This window comes from Pseudomonas lactucae (assembly GCF_016937615.1).
In the GTDB taxonomy this organism is placed as follows: domain Bacteria; phylum Pseudomonadota; class Gammaproteobacteria; order Pseudomonadales; family Pseudomonadaceae; genus Aquipseudomonas; species Aquipseudomonas lactucae.
The window spans coordinates 33,262-52,250 of the sequence record NZ_JAFHKI010000002.1 but is presented as its reverse complement, the minus strand read 5'-3'; the positions used below and the strand labels follow the sequence as shown (position 1 = coordinate 52,250).

Here is an 18,989-nt window from a genome sequence, read left to right as displayed (position 1 = left end):
GATATATGATCGACGCCTCGGCACGCAACAAATCGCCATCTAACAATAAGAGCGCACCCCAATGAATCTGAGCAAGGTCGACCTCAACCTCTTTATCGTCTTCGACGCGATCTACACCGAAGCCAACCTGACCCGCGCCGGGCAGATCGTCGGCATCACCCAGCCGGCGGTGTCCAACGCGTTGCGCGCCTGCGCGAAACCTTCAACGACCCGCTGTTCGTGCGCACCGCACAGGGCATGGTGCCCACGCCGATGGCGCAGAACATCATTGGCCCGGTGCGCAACGCGTTGTCGTTACTGCGGGTGTCGGTGCAGGAAAGCCGCATCTTCAACCCGCAACAGGCGGCCAAGACCTACCGCATCAGCATGACCGACCTTACCGAGGCGGTGATTTTGCCGGCGTTGTTCCAGCGCCTGCGTCGCCTGGCGCCGACGGTGGTGATCGAAAGCTTCCTGTCCAAACGTCGCGAAACCACCAAGGAACTGGCCGCCGGCCGTCTGGACTTTGCGGTGGACGCACCGCTCAACACCGACCCGCAAGTGCGTCACGTCAAGCTGATGGAAGACCGCTACGTATGCGCCATGCGCAAGGGCCATCCTATGGCGACAAAGGACAAGCTGACCCTGGACGATTACCTGGGGCTGACCCATATCCATATTTCCAGCCGCCGCAACGGCCTGGGCCATGTCGACCTGGCCCTGGGCAAGATGGGCCTGCAGCGCAAGATCGCCCTGCGTTCCCAGCATTACCTGATGGCCTCGCAAGTGCTGCAGCAGACCGACATGGTCATGACCGTGCCCGAACGCTTCGCCCGACGCCACGAACTGCACTGGTTCAATTTGCCGGTCAACGACGTACCCGCGGTGGAAACGCACTTGTACTGGCACGAAAGCACCGACCAGGACCCGGCCAACCGCTGGATGCGTGAACAGATGATCGAGCTGTGCCAGCAGGTTACCGCCCATGAGAAGAAGCTCGATGGCAAGCAGGCTTGACCCGCACAAGAGAGCTTGCTGCAGCAGGCAGGCTTGTTGTAGTGAGCAGGCTTGCCCTACGCCGGGCTGCAAAGCAGCCCTTGACGTTAACGTAAACCAGCCACTAGCCTAACGCCCAAGCCACCCCTTGAGCACCGTCATGAGCACCACCTACAGCATCTCCGACCTCGCACGCGAGCTCGACATCACGACCCGCGCCATTCGCTTTTACGAAGAGCAAGGCTTGCTGGCCCCGGAACGCCGGGGCCAGGAGCGCATTTACTCGGCGCGTGACAAGGTCAGCCTCAAGCTGATCCTGCGCGGCAAACGCATCGGTTTCTCCCTGGCCGAATGCCGCGAACTGATCGAACTCTACGACCCCACCAGCGGCAATCACATCCAGCTCAACAGCATGCTGGCGAAAATCGCCGAGCGCCGTGAACAGCTGGAACAGCAACTGCTGGATATCGAACAAATGAAACTGGAACTGGACACCGCCGAAGAGCGCTGCACCCAGGCCCTTGCGCACACCATGAGCCAGGCCGGCCATTGATCAGAAGGTAACCGTCATGTCCCTCCCCTCACACGTACGCCTGGTGGAAGTCGGCCCGCGCGACGGTCTGCAGAACGAAGCCCAGCCCATCAGCGTGTCCGACAAGGTGCAGTTGGTGGACGCGCTCAGCGCCGCCGGTTTGAGTTATATCGAAGTCGGCAGTTTTGTCTCGCCCAAGTGGGTGCCGCAAATGGCCGGTTCGGCCGAGGTGTTTGCGCAGATCCAGCGCAAGCCCGGCGTAACCTATGGCGCGCTGGCGCCGAACCTGCGCGGCTTTGAAGATGCGCTGGCGGCCGGGGTGAAGGAAATCGCGGTGTTTGCGGCGGCGTCCGAGGCGTTTTCCCAGCGTAATATCAATTGCTCCATCAGCGAAAGCCTGGAGCGGTTTGTGCCGATCATGCCGCGGCCAAAGAACACGGGGTGAGTGTGCGCGGGTATGTGTCCTGCGTGCTGGGTTGCCCGTACGAAGGCTCGGTCGCCCCGGAGCAGGTGGCGGTGGTCGCACGGGAGCTGTTTGCCATGGGCTGCTATGAGGTGTCCCTGGGCGACACCATCGGCACGGGTACCGCAGGCGACACGCGCCGGCTGTTTGAAGTGGTGAGCGCACAAGTGCCACGGGACAAGCTGGCCGGCCACTTCCATGACACTTATGGTCAGGCGATTGCCAACGTCTACGCCAGCCTGCTCGAAGGCATCCATGTGTTCGACAGCTCGATCGCGGGCCTGGGCGGCTGCCCGTATGCCAAGGGCGCCAGCGGTAACGTCGCCACCGAGGATGTGGTGTACCTGCTCGATGGGCTGGGCATCGACACCGGTATCGACCTGGAGGCGCTGATTCTCGCGGGCCGGCAAATCAGCCAGGTACTCGGACGCCCCAGCGGCTCACGGGTGGCCAAGGCGCGTAACGCCGTGTGAGTAGAGCGCCTGTGACAATGTGTTACCGCGCGCCTACACATCGAGTAACACGGGAACATATTTTCTCGTGTTTGCTGCGAGGCATTTCCTCACAAAAATACAACTCATTGATTTTAAACACTTTTTAAAAGTTGGCACGGCTTCTGCTATCTCTATGGCATAACAAGAATAAAAAGCGCCAAACCTAATAAAAATAAGACGAAACGACTCTGACATAACAAAAACAACACGGCAGAGACGCAGCTAACAGATTTTTTTGGAGAAGATGTGCTTCGCAGGGTACGGCTCGCCGAAACCCGCAACCGGATAGAGAAAAATAAAACTACCTCAGGTAGCTACCCACTGGTTGGATCGTTTACGAAGAAGCAGATCAGCGCTCAAAAAAATACGTTTGCTCTTGACCCCGAATGGGGGTCGACAAAAACAGCGGTAAAGGGTCACGGCTGCCAAAAACAACAATAGGCCGCCCCTCAATAATAAAAAAAGAGCACGCAACGACAAATTAAAGGGGACCTCCGGGTCCCCTTTGTGCTTTCTGCGCTGGGTGCTTCAAAGCTGCGAGCCCTGCTCCGCCGCGTGGTTATTGAGCACTTTTCGCGTCAATCGTTTTAGCCCCAGGTTTGCCTCTCTGCTTCGTTCGATGCTGAGCGCGTCCATCTGCTTTACATAAAAGTCACTTTGCATCGAGCCATCGACCAGCATTTCGTCGCGGCTCATGCCCAGCGCGCTGGGCCCTCTTGCAACCTCGACAGTTCATACAACGCATCGCTCTTTTCATCTATCAGCTTGATGCCGGGGGCTGTCAGCGCTTGCAACTCATCGCTGTAGTGGGTGCGCAGGTACCCTAGGCTGTGGCACCGGCACACAAGCGGCACACGAGTATCGCCCTGCGCATGCTCAAGTGTGTCAACCGCGGCGGAGTTCGTTCAGAGTGATCTCACGCATGCGAAACTTCTGGATCTTGCCGGTCACCGTCATCGGGAATTCATCCACGAACTTGAAGTACCTCGGCGTCTTGAAGTGCGCAATGCGGCCCTTGCACCAGTCCTGAAGCTCCAGCTCGTTGACGCCATGGCCGGGATGGCACTTGACCCAGGCGACGATCTCTTCGCCATAACGTTCATCGGGAATGCCGATGACCTGCACGTCGGCCACCGCTGGATGCGTGAAGAAAAACTCCTCCAACTCCCGTGGATACACGTTCTCGCCACCGCGAATAATCATGTCCTTGTTGCGCCCGACGATGCACACGTAGCCCTGCTCGTCCATGGTTGCCAGGTCACCGGTGTGCATCCAGCCGGCCTCGTCGATGGCGTCGCGAGTGCCTTCGGGGTTGTTCCAGTAGCCGAGCATCACGCTGTAGCCGCGGGTGCACAACTCGCCGATCTCACCGCGCGCGAGCGTGTTGCCCGCGGCGTCGATGATTTTGTTTTCCAGTTGCGGCTGAGTGCGGCCGACGGTGGTGACACGGCGTTCCAGGTCGTCATTGGCACCGGTTTGCAAGGATACCGGGCTGGTTTCGGTCATGCCGTAGGCAATCTGCACTTCGCTCATGTGCATTTCGTCGATGACACGGCGCATGACTTCGATGGGGCACGTGGCGCCCGCCATGATGCCGGTGCGCAGGCTGGATAATTCAAACTCGCCACGTCGTGGGTGGTCGAGCAAGGCGATAAACATGGTGGGCACGCCGTATAGGCCGGTGGCGCGTTCTTCGGCGACGGCGGTGAGGGTCAGCAGCGGGTCGAAGCCATCATTGGCGTAGATCATGGTGGTGCCGTGGGTGATGCAGCCCAAATTCCCCATCACCATGCCGAAACAGTGATACAGCGGCACCGGGATCACCAGGCGATCCTGCGCGCTGAGGCCCAGGCTTTCGCCGACCATGTAACCGTTATTGAGGATGTTGTGATGACTGAGGGTGGCGCCCTTGGGGAAGCCGGTGGTGCCGGAGGTGTACTGGATATTCACGGGCTGGTCGAAATGCAGGCTGGCCTGGCGGCTGTGCAATTGCTCGGGCGGCACGCCTGCGCCGAGAGCCGCCAGTTGCGCCCAGGGCATAAAGCCCGGGGGCGGGCTGGGATCAAGGCTGATAAGGCCGCGCAGGTCTGGGTTCAGCGCCTGCAACATGGCGTGGTAGTCGGAGGTCTTGAACGACCCGGCGCACACCAGCCACTGGCAGCCGGACTGTTTGAGCACGTAATCCAGCTCGCTGCTGCGATACGCCGGGTTGATATTCACCAGGATCACACCGAGCTTGGCACTGGCAATCTGGCTGATGCACCACTCGGCACAATTGGGCGCCCAGATACCCAGGCGGTCGCCGGCCTGCATGCCCAGCGCCAGGAACGCACGGGCGTGCAACTCAACCGTTTCGGCCAGTTGCCGCCAGGTATAACGACGCGACTGATGGCGCACCACCAGGGCTTCACCTTCCGGGTACCGCGCGACGGTTTTATCAAAGGCCTGGCCAATGGTCATGGCCAGCAAGGTCTTGTCCTGAGAGCCACGGCTGTAGCTCGGGTGTGGTTGATCCATAACGACCCCTGTTGTCTTTTTTGTAGGTTGACGTAAACGTAAACTACGATTGACAGCGCGCTAACGCAAGCTTACGTTAACGTAAAGGTGAGCGCCCTCCCCTAGCGCGTGCTCCACACAACAACAACGCTGACATTAAGGTGCCTGTCCATGAATTACCCGTCCCTGAACTTCGCCCTCGGTGAAACCATCGACATGCTGCGCGACCAGGTGCAGTCCTTCGTGGCCAAGGAAATCGCCCCCCGCGCGGCACAGATCGACATCGACAACCTGTTCCCCGCCGACCTGTGGCGCAAGTTCGGTGACATGGGCCTGCTGGGCATTACCGTGCCGGAAGAATACGGTGGCGCCGGGCTGGGTTACCTGGCCCACGTGGTGGCCATGGAAGAGATCAGCCGTGGCTCGGCCTCGGTGGCACTGTCCTACGGCGCGCACTCGAACCTGTGCGTGAACCAGATCAACCGCAACGGCACCCACGAACAGAAACTCAACTACCTGCCCCAACTGATCAGCGGCGAACACGTCGGCGCCCTGGCCATGAGCGAGCCCAACGCCGGCTCCGATGTGGTTTCGATGAAACTGCGTGCCGACAAACGCGGCGACCGCTACGTGCTCAACGGCAGCAAGACGTGGATCACCAACGGCCCCGATGCCAACACCTACGTGATCTACGCCAAGACCGACCTGGAAAAGGGCCCGCACGGCATCACCGCGTTTATCGTCGAACGCGACTGGAAAGGCTTCAGCCGCAGCAACAAGTTCGACAAGCTGGGCATGCGCGGCTCCAACACCTGCGAGTTGTTCTTCGATGATGTGGAGGTACCCGAAACCAACATCCTCGGCGCACTCAACGGCGGCGTGAAAGTTCTGATGAGCGGCCTGGACTACGAACGCGTGGTGCTCTCCGGCGGCCCCACCGGGATCATGCAAGCCTGCATGGACCTGATCGTGCCCTACATCCATGACCGCAAACAGTTCGGCCAGAGCATCGGCGAATTCCAGCTGATCCAGGGCAAGGTCGCCGACATGTACACCCAACTCAACGCCAGCCGCGCCTACCTCTACGCGGTGGCCCAGGCGTGCGAGCGTGGCGAAACCACGCGCAAGGACGCGCCGGGGTGATCCTCTACAGCGCCGAACGCGCCACGCAAATGGCCCTGGATGCGATCCAGATCCTGGGGGGCAATGGCTACATCAACGAATTCCCCGCCGGACGCTTGCTGCGCGACGCCAAGCTGTACGAAATCGGCGCCGGCACCAGTGAGATTCGGCGGATGCTGATCGGTCGCGAACTGTTCAACGAAACCCGCTGAGGGAGCGCGCCATGGCCACCTTGCACACCCAGCTCAACCCGCGCTCGGCGGAATTCGCCACCAACAGCGCGGCGATGCGCCAGCAGGTCGACGCCCTGCACACCTTGCTTGCCCACGTGCAGCAAGGCGGCGGCGCCAAGGCTCAGGAGCGGCATACTTCACGGGGCAAATTGTTGCCGCGTGAGCGCATCAATCGCCTGCTAGATCCGGGCTCGCCGTTTCTGGAACTCAGCCAACTGGCCGCCCATCAGGTGTACGGCGAAGACGTGCCCGCCGCCGGGGTAATCGCCGGGATCGGCCGCGTGGAAGGTATCGAATGCATGATCGTGGCCAACGACGCCACGGTAAAAGGCGGCTCGTACTACCCGCTCACCGTAAAAAAACACCTGCGCGCCCAGACCATCGCCGAGCAGAACCGCCTGCCGTGCATCTACCTGGTGGACTCCGGCGGCGCCAACCTGCCGCGCCAGGACGAAGTGTTTCCCGACCGCGAGCACTTCGGCCGGATCTTCTTCAACCAGGCCAACATGAGCGCTCAGGGCATCCCGCAGATCGCCGTGGTGATGGGCTCGTGCACCGCCGGCGCGCCTATGTACCGGCCATGGCGACGAAGCGATCATGGTGCGCCAACAGGCCACCATCTTCCTCGCCGGCCCGCCGCTGGTGAAAGCCGCCACGGGTGAAGTGGTCAGCGCCGAAGACCTGGGCGGTGCCGATGTGCATTGCAAGGTCTCCGGCGTGGCCGACCACTACGCCGACAGTGACGAACACGCCCTGGCCCTGGCCCGGCGCAGTGTGGCCAACCTCAATTGGCGCAAACAGGGCCAGTTGACGCAGCGCGCGCCGGTGGCGCCGTTGTACAGCGGCGAAGAGTTGTACGGCGTGATCCCGGCCGACGCCAAACAACCCTTCGACGTGCGCGAAGTGATTGCGCGGCTGGTGGACGGTTCGGTGTTCGATGAGTTCAAGGCGCTGTTCGGCACCACCCTGGTGTGCGGCTTTGCGCACCTGCAGGGCTACCCGATAGCGATCCTGGCCAACAACGGGATTCTGTTCGCCGAAGCCGCGCAGAAAGGCGCGCACTTTATCGAACTGGCCTGCCAGCGCGGGATCCCGCTGCTGTTCCTGCAGAACATCACTGGTTTTATGGTCGGCCAGAAATACGAAGCCGGCGGCATCGCCAAGCATGGCGCCAAACTGGTCACCGCCGTGGCCTGCGCCAGGGTGCCGAAGTTCACCGTGATCATCGGCGGCAGTTTTGGCGCCGGTAATTACGGCATGTGCGGCCGTGCCTACGACCCGCGTTTTTTATGGATGTGGCCCAACGCGCGCATCGGCGTGATGGGCGCCGAGCAGGCCGCCGGCGTGCTGGTGCAGGTCAAGCGCGAGCAGGCCGAACGTGCCGGTAACGGCTTCAGCGCCGAGGAAGAAATCGCCATCAAGCAGCCGATCCTCGATCAGTATGAAACCCAGGGTCACCCCTACTATTCGAGTGCGCGCCTGTGGGATGACGGGGTGATCGACCCGTTGCAGACCCGCGACGTGCTGGGCCTGGCCCTGTCCGCCGCGCTGAACGCCCCCATCGAGCCGAGCCGCTTCGGCGTGTTCCGCATGTAAATGGAGCTGTACCCCATGAGCGATTTCAACACCCTCGAACTGATCACCGACCGTCGTGGCTTCGCCACGCTGTGGCTCAGTCGCGAAGCCAAGAACAACGCGTTCAACGCCGAAATGATCCGCGAACTGATCATCGCCCTCGATCAGGTACAAGGCGATGCCTCCCTGCGCTTTCTGGTGCTGCGAGGGCGCGGCAAGCACTTCAGCGCTGGTGCGGACCTGGCCTGGATGCAGCAGTCGGCCGAGCTGGATTATCACACCAACCTGGACGACGCCCGCGAACTGGCGGAGCTGATGTACAACCTGGCCAAACTGAAAATCCCTACCCTGGCGGTAGTACAAGGCGCGGCCTACGGCGGCGCGCTGGGCTTGATCAGTTGCTGTGACATGGCGATTGGCGCCGATGACGCGCAATTCTGTTTATCGGAAGTGCGCATCGGCCTGGCACCGGCGGTGATCAGCCCCTTCGTGGTGCAGGCCATCGGCGAACGCGCGGCACGCCGTTATGCCCTGACCGCCGAACGCTTCGGCGGCCAGCGTGCGCGGGACATCGGCCTGCTGGCGGAGAGCTACCCGGCGGACGAGCTGAACACGCACGTGGAGCAGTGGGTCACCAACCTGCTGCACAACAGCCCGGCCGCAATGCGTGCCAGCAAGGACCTGCTGCGCGAGGTGGGTAACGGCGCCCTCACCCCTGCCCTGCGCCGCTATTGCGAAAATGCCATCGCGCGGGTTCGCGTCAGCGCCGAGGGTCAGGAGGGCTTAAGGGCCTTCCTGCAAAAACGTGCGCCGAGTTGGCAGTCGCAGGAGCCGCGTTCATGAACACATTGACCACTGTACTGGTGGCCAACCGTGGCGAAATCGCCTGCCGGGTGATGCGTACCGCCAAGGCCATGGGCTTGACCACCGTCGCCGTGCACAGCGCCATCGACCGCGATGCACGGCACAGCCGCGAGGCGGATATCCGCGTCGACCTGGGCGGCAGCAAGGCTGCCGAGAGCTACCTGCAGATCGACAAACTGATTGCCGCCGCCCAGTCCAGCGGTGCCCAGGCGATTCATCCGGGCTATGGCTTTTTGTCGGAAAACGCCGCCTTTGCCCGTGCGATTGAAAGCGCGGGCCTGATCTTCCTTGGTCCACCCGCCTCGGCCATCGACGCCATGGGCAGCAAATCCGCCGCCAAGGCGCTGATGGAGACCGCCGGTGTGCCACTGGTGCCGGGTTATCACGGCGAAGCCCAAGACCTGGAGACCTTCCGCGAAGCCTGCGCGCGCATTGGCTACCCGGTGCTGCTCAAGGCACGCCGGCGGCGGTGGAAAGGGCATGAAGGTGGTCGAGCAGGTCGACCAACTCGCCGAAGCCCTGGCCTCGGCGCAGCGTGAAGCGCTGTCCTCCTTTGGCAATGGGCAGATGCTGGTGGAAAAATACCTGCTCAAGCCGCGCCACGTGGAGATCCAGGTATTTGCCGATCAGCACGGGCATTGTTTGTATCTCAATGAACGCGATTGTTCGATTCAACGTCGCCACCAAAAAGTCGTCGAAGAAGCGCCGGCGCCAGGGCTCAGTGTTGAACAACGCCGGGCCATGGGCGAAGCCGCCGTACGCGCGGCCCAGGCGATCGGCTACGTAGGTGCCGGCACCGTGGAGTTCCTGCTGGACGCACGCGGCGAGTTTTTCTTCATGGAGATGAACACACGGTTGCAGGTGGAACACCCGGTGACCGAGGCGATCACCGGCCTGGACCTGGTGGCCTGGCAGATTCGCGTGGCCCTGGGTGAGGCGCTGCCGATCACCCAGGAACAGGTGCCGCTGATCGGCCACGCGATTGAAGCGCGCTTGTATGCCGAAGACCCAGCCCATGATTTCCTGCCCGCCACCGGGCACCTGGCGCTGTACCGCGAGTCTGCCGCGGGCCCTGGCCGACGGGTGGACAGTGGCGTCGAGCAAGGCGATAGCGTGTCGCCCTTCTACGACCCGATGCTCGGCAAGCTGATTGCCTGGGGCGAGGACCGCGAACAGGCGCGGCTGCGCTTGCTGAGCATGCTCGACGAATTTGCCGTCGGTGGGCTGAAGACCAACCTGGGCTTCCTGCGGCGCATCATGGCCACCCGGCGTTTGCGGCGGCCGAACTGGATACCGGGTTTATTCCGCGTTATCAGGATCAGTTGCTACCCGTGCCCGGCGAGTTGAACGACGCGTTCTGGCAGGCGGCGGGCTCGGCGTTTATGCAGAGCTTGCCGGTGGGGGATGGGCCATGGGCGGATACACGCGGTTTTCGCGCCGGTTTGCCCGCTGAGGTGTCGTTGCATCTGAGCTGCAATGGGCAGGATCGGCTGGTGACCTTGGCGGGCACTGCGGCGCAGTTGCGCGGTGAGCAGTTGCTGATCGAACGTGAAGGCGTGCGGCGTTCACATCTGGCAATACGCAGCGAAGGCTCAGTATTCCTGCGCTGGGACGGCGAGATGCACGGCGTCAGCCTGTTCGACCCGATTGCGGCGGTGGACGCCAGCCAGGCTCATCAGGGCGGCCTCACCGCACCGATGAACGGCAGCATTGTGCGCGTGCTCGTGGCGGTGGGCCAAGCGGTCCAGGCCGGCGCGCAACTGGTGGTCCTGGAGGCGATGAAAATGGAGCACAGCATCCGCGCGCCACAGGCTGGGGTGGTCAAGACGCTGTTCTGCCAGGAAGGCGAAATGGTTGCAGAGGGTTGCGCATTGGTGGAGCTGGAAAGTGCCGATTAGAACTTCGCGCAAGCCTGCACCACCACGCCAAGGATGCGGCAATCGGCGGTGAACCGCTGTTTCGGATAGGTGGGATTGAGCGGTACCAGGTAACGCTGGCCGCTTTCTTCGAGCAACTGACGGAAGGTGGCCTGGGGACCGTCGGCCCATTGGGCGACCACCAGTTTGCCGGGTTCGGCGATAAGGGCTGGGTCCACCAGGATCAGCATGCCTGCCGCGATGCTCAGCCCAGTGGGCGCGGTCATGGCATCGCCTGTCACCGGTAGCCAGAAGGCATCACCCCGAGCGTGGTAATCGCTCAGTTCGAAGCGCGCATCGCCATAGGCCGGGCGCTCATCGCGCACTTCGCACAGAGCGTCCCAGTCACTGACCGGGTAACGGAAATACGGGTTGTACTGTTTGACCAAGGCCGGTGCGTCGTCGGCCCTTTCTCGCACCTGCTGCACCACCTCCAGGTAGCCCAGCCCCAGAGCCTCCAACACCCGGTTCATGTCCTCCAGGCTGGGTACGCGGCGCTTGTTGAGCCAGTGGCCGACACCGCCCTGGGACATCCCCAGGCGTTCAGCCAGCTCACCTTGCGTGACCTTGCGGTCTTTCATGTTGGCCTTGACCAACGCTATCCAGTTATCCATGGACGCGACGATACGTCAGCCAATTTTCAGGGCAATAAACAGTTTGTAGTAATCCATAAAACGACATAAATACGATACGTACTATCATCAGGCATAAGGTTTTCGACACCCACCCAGAGTACCGCCCCTTATGACGACGAGCCCGTATCTCCTGCCCGAAACACTCGAAGACAACGACCTGCAACACCTGCGCAGCAGCGGCGCCGCCAAGCGTGCGCTGGACTTTTACTTGAAAGAAGAAATGTCGGCCGCGACGGCGGATCAGACCCTGTTCGCCATCAAACCCGGCATCAGCCAGGAAGAAGCCCTGGTGCATGCCTCCGACCTGCTGCGCAGCGCAGCGGCAACGGCCTATGAGTCGGCGAGCAGCCATCAGGGCAATCAGCGCGACCTGGCGTTTTCAGTGGTGTATTTGATCGATATGGCGAAGGCGATGGTGGAGCGGTCGTTGCAGCCGCCGCCGAGTCAGGCGAACGTATAACGACGCGAAAGAAAAATATTTCTATCCGACGGATAAAAACATTTGACTTGCAAATGATAATGATTATTATTGGGCTCAGCTGATCGCGAGATCAGTCGATAGGCCAAGGGACCTTAGGTCGGACTCTTGGAATATCTCCTCATCAGGCTAATCACGGTTTTTGACCCGGCTCTTTGGCCGGGTCTTTTTTTTGCCAGTTTCCCTGGCATGGCTTCAGGCTAATGAAGACTGTGTGTTGCTTGATGACACGCATGGTAGCAAAAGACCATCGCCCAAAGAAACCCAGCCGAGCGCTCTGGCTCACATCTCTGCGAAATAGCGCTTGAGAATCAATCTCATAGAACCTAAGCTGCGGCCGCGTCAGGGATGATGCCCCCTCCTGCGCAACAATTTTGCGTCCAGCCTTTACCAGCGTCCTGTGTAATATAGCCGCCACAACTCATATTCAGGCAACCAGACTATGACCGTGGCCTTGACCTCCATCAAGATCAGCACCAACTTCGACAGTGGCAATATCCAGGTGCTCGACGCCAGCGATGCCTATCAGTTGCTGCTGGCAATCAAACCCGATACCCGCAGCCAACATTTCCAATGGTTCCACTTCAAGGCCGAAGGCATGCATGTGGGCCACACCCACACTTTCCGCTTGAGCAATGCCGGTAAGTCTTCCTATAGGCATGCGTGGAGCGGCTACAAGGCTGTCGCGTCTTACGACCACGTCAACTGGTTTCGGGTGCCGACGGTGTTTGACGGCGAGATCCTGCACATCAGCCTGCAAACCCGCGAGAAACATGCGTGGTTCGCATACTTCGAACCCTATAGCCGCGAGCGCCACGACGGGCTGATCGAGCAAGCATTGAAATACGCCGGCACCCAGCTGCTGGCCACCGGTAAAAGCGTCGAAGGCCGCAGCATCCAACTGCTGCGTCGCGGCAAAGGTGGCGAAGGCCGACGCAATATCTGGATCATCGCCCAGCAACACCCCGGCGAGCACATGGCCGAATGGTTTATGGAAGGCATCATCGAACGCCTGCAACAGGATGGTGATGCCCAGATGAAAAAACTGCTGGCCGTCGCCGACCTGTACCTGGTACCAAACATGAACCCCGACGGCGCCTTCCACGGCCACCTGCGCACCAATGCCGCGGGCCAGGACCTCAACCGCGCCTGGCAAAGCGCGAACCCGCAAACCAGCCCCGAAGTACTGTTCGTACAGCAACAGATGGAAAAGTACGGCGTCGACCTGTTCCTGGATATCCACGGCGACGAAGAAATCCCCTACGTGTTCACCGCCGCGTGCGAAGGCAACCCCGGTTACACCCCACGCATCGAAGCCCTGGAAAAACACTTTCGCCGCCACCTCAGCGCACTGACCCGCGATTTCCAGACCACCCACGGCTACACCCGCGACCTGCCGGGCGAAGCCAACATGACCCTGGCCTGCAATGCCGTCGGCGAGAAATACGACTGCCTGTCACTGACCCTGGAAATGCCCTTCAAGGACAACGACGACGCCCCCAACCCCCACACCGGTTGGTCAGGCGAACGCTCCAAGCAACTGGGCAAGGATGTGCTGAGCTCCGTCGCCGATATCGTCGGTGCCCTGCGCTGATAGTGGGCGTACCCCGTTGAATCAGTGTGGTGCAGGAGTTGACCACACTGACTTGCTCAGCCCTTGGTACCGGTCATGCTCTGCAGCACACCGTCACGCCGAATCCACCCATGGAACAGCGCCGCGGCCAGGTGCACCAGCACGGTCAAAAACAGCAGGTAGGCCAAAAACCCGTGGGCCTTGCGCAGCAGTGCAAACAACGGCGCATCAGCGCCCACCAATGCCGGCAACTGCACCGAACTGCTGAGCATCACCGGGTCGCCCGCCGCCGAAATCATCGCCCAGCCCAGCAGCGGCAATACCAGCATCAATGTATACAGCAGCACATGGGACGCCTTGGCGGCCAGCCGTTGCCACAGGGGCAGATCAGACGGCAACGGCGGTTGGCGAGTGGAGAAACGCACCACCAGACGCACGATCACCAACGCCAGGATCGCGATGCCCAGCGGCTTGTGCAGGTGGATCAACCATTCATGCCGCTCGGAAACGGACGCCGCCAAACCCGCGCCGATAAACAGCATGGCGATGATCATCAGCGCCATCAGCCAATGCAGCAGCCGCGCCAGGGGCGCGAAAAACCGTGGTTGTGCATTCATGGTTTCGACTCCTGAGGGGCGCTGTGCAACGGGCTGACTTCACCGGCACGGCGCAGGTAGGAACTGGCATACGCGGCGGAACGAGCGGCCAGCAGCGGGTCATTGGAGGCTTCGATACCGCTGGGCAAGATCAGCGGATCGAAGTTGATGTCGCGGCAGTCGCCGTCAGCCTGGGGCTGGCTGCTCTGCACCACCAGGGTGCCGGCGTTCAACAGTTTGTGCTCGCCGGCCCAGGTCTTGCTGGCGTCGTCCAGCGGGTCGCCGGGGTTGGCCAGGGTCATGTTCAATTGCCAACGCAACGGCCCGGCGGCCAGGTGTTGCACCAGGTCTTTTTCGAGGAAGTCTGCGCCGGCCGGCGCGGTATCGCCCAGCGCATCCTGACGCTGTGGTACCACGCTCCAGCGCACCGCCTGGCGCTTGCCATCGGCACTGACCAGATAGAACGCGTTAATGCCGTTATAGGTCTCGGTGGCGTAACTGGCAGACGGCTTGGCGGTCTTGACCCACGCCAGGAAGGGCGCAGTCTCCGGATGCGCGGCAAAAAACGCCGGCATGCTCAAAGGGTCCGGCTTGCCGGTGGCCGGGTCCGGCGCGCCCGCTTTGAGCAACTGGTAAAACGCCTCGGGCGTGCCCACCGGAAACACCGGCATACTGTTCATTCCCGTGCGCCATTGCTGGCCGTTAGCCTGGCTGAATTGCACGGCAAAACTGCGGATCGGCACACTGCTGTCCGGCGCATACGGGTTACCGCTGGGTAAGGCGAACCGGCCGATCAACGCGGTCCTGGCCTCGCTGAATACCTGCGCACTGGAATACGCACGGGCCTCGGGGCTGCTCTCGAAATATCCGGCCACGCACACGCCCTTGGCATGGTTGCGCCGAAAGCCCGGGTGCACGCCGTTATTGGTTTCCAGCGCGTTGACCAGGGTTTTCGGACGCAGGCGCTGTGGGTCAAGCGTGCCGTTGACGTAGGCAAATGCCCCCGCAACAACGGCAACCACGGCACCGATACCGGCGAGCCGCGCGATCAGGCTCGCTTTGCTCAACGGGGGACGCGGCGGTGATGAGTGATCTACCATAAACAAACTCCAGGGCCAGTGGCCTTAGGGGTGAACATAAGGTCGGTGTATTGAGACGAACACCACCCCACCCTATTCCCTGGGCGCGGATTTATTTTTCGTGGCCTGGAATAACCGCCGGCGCCGGCGTCTCTCTAGTCCCAGCGTAGTGACCAGCCAGACACCCCATGCATGAACTCGACGAACCGTTACGTGAACTCATCCCCAGGCTGCGGCGCTTTGCCGTGTCCCTGACCCGTAACGCCAGCAGTGCCGACGACCTGGTGCAATCGACCCTGGAACGGGCGATCACCCACTGGGCGGACAAACGCATCGAAGGCGACCTGCGCGCCTGGCTGTTCTCGATCCTCTACCGCCAGTTCCTCGATGCGCATCGGCGCACCCGGCGCTATGCGCGCATGCTGGAATTCTTCACCGGCCGCGAGGATACGCAGCCGTCGGTCGAGCGTACGGTGATCGCCCAGTCGACCCTGCAGGCGTTCGATCAACTCAACACCGAACAACGCGCGTTGTTGCTGTGGGTATCGGTCGAAGGCTTGAGCTACAAGGAAGTCGCCGAAATACTCGACGTGCCGCTTGGCACCGTGATGTCACGCCTGTCCCGAGCCCGCCAAGCCCTGCGGCAACTCAGCGACGGCGAAATTGCCAGCCCTTCCCTGCGGATACTCAAATGATCAACCTGCCCCCCAGCGAACGCGACCTGCATGCCTACGTCGACCACCAACTCCTGGAGAGCGATCGTCGTGTCCTCGAAACGTGGCTGGCCGCGCATCCCGACGTCGCGACCCAAGTGCATGCCTGGCAGCAGGATGCGCAGTTGCTGCGCGCGTCATTGAGCGGCGCCCTGCAACAGCCGGCCAACCCCAACCTTGAGCCGGCGCTGATTCGCCAGCGCATCCGGCACCGATCGCGCCGCCACTTCGCCACGGCCGCCGTGCTGCTGATCGCCGTGAGCCTTGGCGGCCTCGGCGGCTGGCACGCCCGTGAAGCCACGCAATCATCCCTGCTGCCGATGGCCGACGCGATGCAAGCGTTCCGCCTGTTTGCCCAGGACGGCGTGCTGCCCGCCGATTACAACGCCGAGGACAGCAGCACCATGCAGGCCTGGCTCGACCGCTATTTCAACCAGGCCCATCGCCTGCCGGACTTGAGCCCATCGGGGTTCAAGCCGGTCAGCGGGCGTTTGCTCAGCACCGAGCAAGGCGCTGCCGCCATGGTGCTTTACCAGGACGCGCAAGGTCGGCACATCAGCTTCTATATCCGTCCACCGGGCCCGAACAACGGTTTTCTACCGCGTGGCAGCCGCACCGCAGATGGGCTGCAAGCGCAATACTGGTCCGGCGGCGGCTACAACTATGCGGTCGTCAGCCCGGCGGACCAGGTGCCCGCACACTTATTGCAGTTCTAGACGCGCGCTGCTGTGTTGGTCAAATCAGCGCGAGCGCCCTAAAGTAAGCGACCACCGCATTACAGAGTGACTCGCATTGGCCGTGCTTCCCCTGCTCCGTCGTTTACTCGGTAAACCCGCCGCCGCCCACGACGACTCGCCCATCCAGGCATTTTTTGAGAACCAGGCCCGGCAACAGGGTTACACCCTCAGCGCCGGCCAGGCCCGGGCAATCGCCGTCATGGCACGCGAAACCCGGCACCGGCTCGCCCGCCGGCCCACTCGAAGCCTGTACCTGCACGGACCGGTGGGACGTGGCAAAAGCTGGCTGCTGGACGGTTTCTTCCAGGCGCTGCCCATCGCCGAGAAACAGCGTGTGCATTTCCATGAGTTTTTCGCGCGCTTGCACCGCGGCATGTTCGCCCACCGGGCCGGGGACGATGCGCTCGCCATGACCCTCGATGAGTTGCTCGACGGCTGCCAGGTGCTGTGTTTCGACGAGTTCCACGTCCACGACATCGGCGACGCCATGCTGATCACGCGGCTGTTCAAGGCCCTGTTCCGGCGCGGTGTCTGGGTGCTGGTCACCTCCAACTATCCGCCTGAGGGCCTGTTGCCCAACCCTCTGTACCACGAGCGTTTCAAGCCGGTGATCGACTTGATCGCCGCGCGCATGGACGTCTTGGAAGTCAGCTCCCCCGAGGATTTTCGCCGCCTGCCCCAGGCCCACGCCACGCAACGCTTTACCATGGGGCAGTATGTGTGGCCCGGCACTGCGGCCCAACGTGCGACGCTCGGCCTCCCCGCCATGGATGGCCCGGCGCACGCCCTCGCGGTGGGCAACCGGCAGTTGGTCTGCCGCTACCATCAGGCGCAGGCTCGAACGGTCGCGTTCACCTTCAGCGATCTCTGCGAACAACTGACGGCCGTGATGGACTACCTGCTGCTGTGCGAAGATTTCGACCACTGGATCATCGACGGCCTGCCGCACCTGGCCGAGTGCCCGATTGCCGTGCAGCAGCGCTTTATCAACCTGGTGGACGTGCTCTACGACCAAGACAAGCACCTGGTGCTGATCGGCGAACAGCCGCTGGCACAGGCGATGAGTGGCGAGGCCATCGACCTCGCCCGCACCGCCAGCCGCCTGAACCAATTGCAACAGGCCAGCCCGCAACCGGTGCCCGACCCGGTATCATGAGCGCCCTTTACGCCCCCTAGCCGAGTGACCGCGCCGCTGATGCATACCCTCGCCCAACTCAAGTCCGGCCAATTGGCCGGTATCCAGCGCCTGGACCTGTCCTGCGGGCTCACCGAGTTCCCCCGGGAAATCTTCGAACTGGCCGACTCCCTGGAAATCCTCAACCTCAGCGGTAACGCCCTGAGCCGGTTGCCCGACGACCTGCATCGCCTGCCACACCTGCGGGTACTGTTTTGCTCGGACAACGCCTTCACCGAACTGCCCGAATGCCTGGGCCAGTGCGCGCAACTGAGCATGATCGGCTTCAAGGCCAACCAGATCAGCCACGTGCCCGCCGCCGCGCTGCCGCCATTGCTGCGCTGGCTGATCCTCACCGACAACCGTATCAGCCAATTGCCCGATGAATTGGGCGAGCGCCCACTGCTGCAAAAACTGATGCTGGCCGGCAACCAATTGGCACATCTGCCGCCGAGCCTGAGCCACTGTCACCACCTCGAATTGCTGCGCATCGCGTCCAACCGCTTCACCCATCTGCCGGCGTGGCTGTTGACCCTGCCCAGCCTGACCTGGTTGGCCTATGCCGGTAACCCGGTGGAAATGGCGGTGGATGTGGCGGTGGACGACGCCACGCCGGACATCCCTTGGGCCGAGCTGGAACTGGCCGAAGTGCTGGGCGAAGGCGCTTCGGGCGTGATTCGCAAAGCGCTGCGTAAATCCACGGGCACGCCTGTTGCCGTCAAGCTCTACAAAGGCACCATCACCAGCGACGGTTCGCCGTTGCACGAAATGCAAGCCTGCATCGCCGCCGGGCTGCACCCCAACCTGATCAGGGTGCAGGGCCGCGTCATCGGCCACCCCGATGACCAGGCTGCGCTGGTGATGGACCTGATCGACCCAAGCTACCGCAACCTGGCGGCCCTGCCGAGCCTGGCCTCGTGTACCCGTGACATCTACACGCCCGATACGCGTTTCAGCGCCGAGGTGGCCTTGCGTATGGCGCGCGGCATCGCTTCGGTGGCCGCGCACCTGCACCGGCACGGCATCACCCATGGCGACCTCTACGGCCACAACATCCTGTGGAATGAAGCCGGGGATTGCCTGCTCGGGGATTTTGGCGCGGCGTCGTTCCATGCCACGGCGGACACCCTCGAAACACGGGCGTTGCAGCGCATTGAAGTGCGGGCGTTCGGGGTGTTGCTGGGGGAGTTGCTGGAGCGGGTTGAGGGGGGCATGGGCGACGAATTGCTGGAACTGCAAAGAACCTGCTGTCAGCCGGATGTGCTGGCGCGACCGAGCTTTGAAGAGATCGAGGTCTTGCTCGAATCCTGCCAACACCCCTGAAACCAATGAGG

At 62.1% G+C, this 18,989-nt stretch carries 13 protein-coding genes and 5 pseudogenes; 13 read left to right on the top strand and 5 right to left on the bottom strand.

Annotated elements, in window-relative coordinates; genetic code table 11:
* The first annotated feature begins 61 nt into the window (after window positions 1-61).
* From JWR98_RS00480 to JWR98_RS00470, 3 genes and pseudogenes are all read left to right on the top strand, one after another.
* Window positions 62-996, top strand: a pseudogene (locus JWR98_RS00480) (LysR family transcriptional regulator).
* A 139-nt stretch (window positions 997-1,135) separates the two neighbouring features.
* Window positions 1,136-1,528, top strand: a complete 393-nt coding sequence (locus JWR98_RS00475; protein ID WP_003174785.1) for a MerR family transcriptional regulator — start codon at window positions 1,136-1,138, stop codon at window positions 1,526-1,528.
* A gap of 16 nt (window positions 1,529-1,544) precedes the next feature.
* Window positions 1,545-2,443, top strand: a pseudogene (locus JWR98_RS00470) (hydroxymethylglutaryl-CoA lyase).
* 549 nt (window positions 2,444-2,992) lie between these two features.
* On the opposite strand, the gene JWR98_RS00465 reads toward JWR98_RS00470, so the two are convergent.
* Window positions 2,993-3,160: a hypothetical protein gene (locus JWR98_RS00465; RefSeq protein WP_179119935.1), complete on the bottom strand. Its 168-nt coding sequence runs from the start codon at window positions 3,158-3,160 to the stop codon at window positions 2,993-2,995.
* Window positions 3,161-3,349: 189 nt separating this feature from the next.
* Window positions 3,350-4,981: an AMP-binding protein gene (locus JWR98_RS00460; RefSeq protein ID WP_205489103.1), complete on the bottom strand. Its 1,632-nt coding sequence runs from the start codon at window positions 4,979-4,981 to the stop codon at window positions 3,350-3,352.
* A gap of 150 nt (window positions 4,982-5,131) precedes the next feature.
* Here JWR98_RS00460 and JWR98_RS00455 point away from each other — a divergent pair.
* From JWR98_RS00455 to JWR98_RS00440, 4 genes and pseudogenes are all read left to right on the top strand, one after another.
* Window positions 5,132-6,294, top strand: a pseudogene (locus JWR98_RS00455) (isovaleryl-CoA dehydrogenase).
* Between the two features lie 11 nt (window positions 6,295-6,305).
* Window positions 6,306-7,911, top strand: a pseudogene (locus JWR98_RS00450) (carboxyl transferase domain-containing protein).
* Between the two features lie 15 nt (window positions 7,912-7,926).
* The gene (locus JWR98_RS00445; RefSeq protein WP_078733758.1) at window positions 7,927-8,733 is read left to right on the top strand and encodes a gamma-carboxygeranoyl-CoA hydratase; all 807 of its coding nucleotides are present in this window, start codon (window positions 7,927-7,929) and stop codon (window positions 8,731-8,733) included.
* Window positions 8,730-10,652 (top strand): annotated as a pseudogene (locus JWR98_RS00440) (acetyl/propionyl/methylcrotonyl-CoA carboxylase subunit alpha). Before JWR98_RS00445 ends, JWR98_RS00440 begins: the two are co-directional and overlap by 4 nt.
* Here JWR98_RS00440 and JWR98_RS00435 read toward each other — a convergent pair.
* Complete coding sequence (locus tag JWR98_RS00435) at window positions 10,649-11,284, bottom strand: LexA family protein (RefSeq protein ID WP_078733760.1); 636 nt, start codon at window positions 11,282-11,284, stop codon at window positions 10,649-10,651. The pseudogene JWR98_RS00440 and the gene JWR98_RS00435 overlap by 4 nt on opposite strands.
* Window positions 11,285-11,414: 130 nt before the next feature.
* On the opposite strand from JWR98_RS00435, the gene JWR98_RS00430 reads away from it, so the two are divergent.
* Together JWR98_RS00430 and JWR98_RS00425 are read left to right on the top strand one after the other, a co-directional pair.
* Window positions 11,415-11,765: a DUF6124 family protein gene (locus JWR98_RS00430; protein WP_078733761.1), complete on the top strand. Its 351-nt coding sequence runs from the start codon at window positions 11,415-11,417 to the stop codon at window positions 11,763-11,765.
* Window positions 11,766-12,225: 460 nt separating this feature from the next.
* Window positions 12,226-13,377 carry a M14 family metallopeptidase gene (locus JWR98_RS00425; RefSeq protein WP_078733762.1) on the top strand — a complete coding sequence of 384 codons (1,152 nt, stop codon included), beginning with the start codon at window positions 12,226-12,228 and terminating at the stop codon, window positions 13,375-13,377.
* 56 nt (window positions 13,378-13,433) lie between these two features.
* On the opposite strand, the gene JWR98_RS00420 is transcribed toward JWR98_RS00425, so the two are convergent.
* Both JWR98_RS00420 and JWR98_RS00415 read right to left on the bottom strand, forming a co-directional pair.
* Window positions 13,434-13,973 carry a cytochrome b gene (locus tag JWR98_RS00420; protein ID WP_003174798.1) on the bottom strand — a complete coding sequence of 180 codons (540 nt, stop codon included), beginning with the start codon at window positions 13,971-13,973 and terminating at the stop codon, window positions 13,434-13,436.
* Entirely contained in the window at window positions 13,970-15,052 is a 1,083-nt protein-coding gene (locus tag JWR98_RS00415) for a catalase family peroxidase (RefSeq protein WP_078733763.1), read from the bottom strand. Before JWR98_RS00415 ends, JWR98_RS00420 begins: the two co-directional genes overlap by 4 nt.
* A 167-nt stretch (window positions 15,053-15,219) precedes the next feature.
* On the opposite strand from JWR98_RS00415, the gene JWR98_RS00410 reads away from it, so the two are divergent.
* The 4 genes from JWR98_RS00410 to JWR98_RS00395 all read left to right on the top strand — a co-directional run bounded on the left by JWR98_RS00410 (window position 15,220) and on the right by JWR98_RS00395 (window position 18,978).
* Complete coding sequence (locus tag JWR98_RS00410) at window positions 15,220-15,726, top strand: RNA polymerase sigma factor (RefSeq protein ID WP_078733764.1); 507 nt, start codon at window positions 15,220-15,222, stop codon at window positions 15,724-15,726.
* Window positions 15,723-16,460 carry an anti-sigma factor family protein gene (locus tag JWR98_RS00405; RefSeq protein ID WP_078733765.1) on the top strand — a complete coding sequence of 246 codons (738 nt, stop codon included), beginning with the start codon at window positions 15,723-15,725 and terminating at the stop codon, window positions 16,458-16,460. Before JWR98_RS00410 ends, JWR98_RS00405 begins: the two co-directional genes overlap by 4 nt.
* 76 nt (window positions 16,461-16,536) lie before the next feature.
* Complete coding sequence (gene zapE, locus JWR98_RS00400) at window positions 16,537-17,637, top strand: cell division protein ZapE (protein ID WP_205489102.1); 1,101 nt, start codon at window positions 16,537-16,539, stop codon at window positions 17,635-17,637.
* 39 nt (window positions 17,638-17,676) lie between these two features.
* Window positions 17,677-18,978, top strand: a complete 1,302-nt coding sequence (locus JWR98_RS00395; protein WP_205489101.1) for a protein kinase — start codon at window positions 17,677-17,679, stop codon at window positions 18,976-18,978.
* Window positions 18,979-18,989 lie beyond the last annotated feature (11 nt).